Source organism: Microcoleus sp. OTE_8_concoct_300 (genome assembly GCF_031383065.1).
Taxonomy (GTDB): domain Bacteria; phylum Cyanobacteriota; class Cyanobacteriia; order Cyanobacteriales; family Microcoleaceae; genus Microcoleus.
On the sequence record NZ_JANMZH010000072.1, the window covers coordinates 1 to 2,670 of the forward strand.

5 protein-coding genes are annotated in these 2,670 nt (G+C 45.7%); all 5 read right to left on the reverse strand.

All coding sequences use genetic code 11. The features are described 5' to 3' along the window. The coding region (locus tag ACUVJL_RS03595) for a cation-transporting P-type ATPase (protein WP_445244594.1) at positions 1–258 on the reverse strand (258 nt) is incomplete at its 3' end. A 53-nt stretch (positions 259–311) separates the two neighbouring features. Further along, on the reverse strand, positions 312–749 hold the full coding sequence (locus ACUVJL_RS03600) for a pyridoxamine 5'-phosphate oxidase family protein (RefSeq protein ID WP_445244595.1): 438 nt from the start codon (positions 747–749) through the stop codon (positions 312–314). Positions 750–860: 111 nt separating this feature from the next. After that, positions 861–1,211 (reverse strand): cupin domain-containing protein, encoded by a 351-nt coding sequence (locus ACUVJL_RS03605; RefSeq protein ID WP_445244596.1) that lies wholly within the window; start codon positions 1,209–1,211, stop codon positions 861–863. Between the two features lie 72 nt (positions 1,212–1,283). Further along, a complete protein-coding gene (locus ACUVJL_RS03610; RefSeq protein WP_445244597.1) occupies positions 1,284–1,865 on the reverse strand; it encodes a transposase in 582 nt (193 codons plus the stop codon). A gap of 302 nt (positions 1,866–2,167) precedes the next feature. Next, positions 2,168–2,670 (reverse strand): DUF6920 family protein (locus ACUVJL_RS03615; protein WP_445244598.1); only part of this gene is annotated, 503 nt, incomplete at its 5' end.

Genomic DNA, 2,670 nt, shown 5'->3' on the forward strand with positions numbered 1-2,670 from the left:
GACTGCCCAGCCGAGTTCTGGTGTACCGGACACAAAAGCCAGCGCACCTGCAACCCAGAGCAAGAGTGCCATGAAATGGGTCAACTGATCGGTGAAGCGGAGTAATAGCGATCTTCTGGCTGGTTCGGGCAGTTCATTAAAGCCGTAATGCTTGATTCTGATTGCTGTTTCTGTCTCTGAAAGTCCCTTTTCTGAAGTTGAGAGGGTTTCGTAGACTTGCTGGGTCGATAGTGTCCAAACAGGTGCATGAGATGCCATACAGGATCAACAAGTTGCCTTATAAGTTTGCTGCACGGTTGACGAGAGCGCTCCTATGGGTTCTTACTGCTGACTCCATCAGTCGTGCGTCCGCTCATTTCACTCGCGTCGATGCGGTAAATTGCAATTACCTCTGAACGTCCCTGAGAATCAGTCCAGGTTCGATTGATCGCAGGTGAGAGCATGGGATTGCGCTCTTTGACGAGGTGCATTACCCGATCGATATCTTCCTGTTCAGTGAGGCGCGAAGCTCGACCATTGACGATCACGCTGCGCCAATGAAGTGGCTCGCGTATTTCTTCAACCTGCAAACAAATTTCTGGATTTGCATCAAGATCGTGAGTCTTCATGCCGATCGTTGTAAACAGGTAAATGTCCTCTTCTTCGAGATAATAATTCATTGGCATCACGTAGGGTTTGCCTTCGTGTATGCAGCCCAGATGACCGTATCCTACTTGGTGTAGCAGCTCCTGTATTTCTTTTGAACTCATTTCATCAATATCTAACATTAGTATTTTCCTAAAAGTTTAGTTAATTAGTAGTATTTAATAGAAATAGTCCAAGCTTTACATCTGTCATTAGATAGAGTGGATATTTGAAAGTCAATGATGAGATTCAGTAACCTTTTCAGAAAGTATTAATAAAAAAGTGAGGTTTGTCACTGCTTTAATGGCGTGGCGTGCGGTACCAGGTATAAAAACAAAGACTCCAGATTCTAGGACAATCTCTTTGCCTTCAAGCGTCAGCAAGCCTTGTCCTTCAATCACGTTTACCGTGGCATTGCGAGGATTAGTATGTTCTGCGATGTGCATTCCCATCGCTAGGGACATCAGCGCATATCGGCAGTTTCCATCTTCCAGCAGAATCTTGCTCTTAAGTCCTGTCTGGGGATACTCAATCACATCCGCCCAACGAATTTCGGTAGTGTTCAATGACATTATGGTTGTGGTCATGCGATTGCTCCTTTATTACGAAAAAATTAATGTGAAACACAAGGACACTCATGGAATGAGTATCTCTAGGAATTACGGAAAGACAATTTTGGCTAGAGGCGCGTGTCCCAAAAAAAGATAGGCAGCCGATCGCAGTACACTTTCGGAGTAGATAATTTTTTGGATGTTTAGACTTGGTGCACGTTTTGCGGTGGCCTTGTAGGTCGCGATTTCCCCTTGCAAACTAAAATCGCTATGAGTGCGGTAGTGGTCATTGTCGTGCATTGCCTGGAAGATGAAGTTATAGATGGGATTAATACCCAAGGTTGTGTCATAATTTTCATCAGACACCCAGAGATGATTTTGCTGGATATCGGCAAACATTTCTGTGGCGTTGTTGTAACGCGAATACCAGGAGAATTGTACATTTAGCGGGGTGTTCTGAAACTCAATCCAGAGCCAATCACACAATTCTGCGATCGTTGCATCAGAAATTTCCGCAGCCTCGCCTTCTAGGTATAGTTTAGCCAGGGTTTCGACTTGGGATGCCCTTGCGTTTGCTTGAGTATAGACCTTAGCATTTGCGATAGGATGTATCGCCCTATCGTCAACTTCATTAACCTGAATAAGTTCATCTTGACAGTCCTTTCTCAGGGGTTCTTTGAGCGGGCTCATTTACTTACCTAATTTGTTACCTTTCATAGTATTTACAGACTTAGCTTTTGCTCTCTCCCTTTAGAAGTATCTATGAACTATCTGATTAAATTTACGATTGACGCACTCTACATTTGCTAGTGCGATCGCACAATAGCGATTCAAAGTAAAGTTAAAATATCGATCGCATCACAAATCTTCTGCCCGCTTAATTGATGCTTTTTTACCGGCAGCTACGCTAGCAACAACCAAACAGGCCGTGACTAGGGCGATCGACCTCGATCGTAAAAAAAATTGGCAAGGGTTACAATCCCAAGATTTTGCTACAGCACAAACTCATAGCTAATCTCTGTAGTTCTTCCTTTAAAATAGAGCCGAGTGCCTTCTGGATACTCCCATCCCACCTCGCCTTCTAAAGGAATCAGCATCCCATTGCGAACTGAATATTCCCCAAATCGACCGCTCCAAGGCATCGCAGTCAGCTTGTCGCGATAACGCGCTTCAGCCCGCATGGTTTCGATCGTTCCTTGAGCATTAAACCGAAACAGGAGGGAAACCGTTGTTGGAGCATCGGTGAATGTAGCGCGGGCGGAGGTATCGTCAATGGCTTCCCAGCGCACACCCTGACTGGGTAATAGTGCAGTTGGATACCAAGGCATCTCGGCAAAAAATCGCAGCAGTTCACCTTGGGCTGCTGCTGGAGTCCCCCGTACATCGGCAACGGTAAAAAGACCGAGTAATGATGCGTGTAAGCTGCCTACTCCTAACGCATAGGCATCATGAACAAAGGCACTCACGCCCGGAGCCATCTGAATCCGCGCATCCC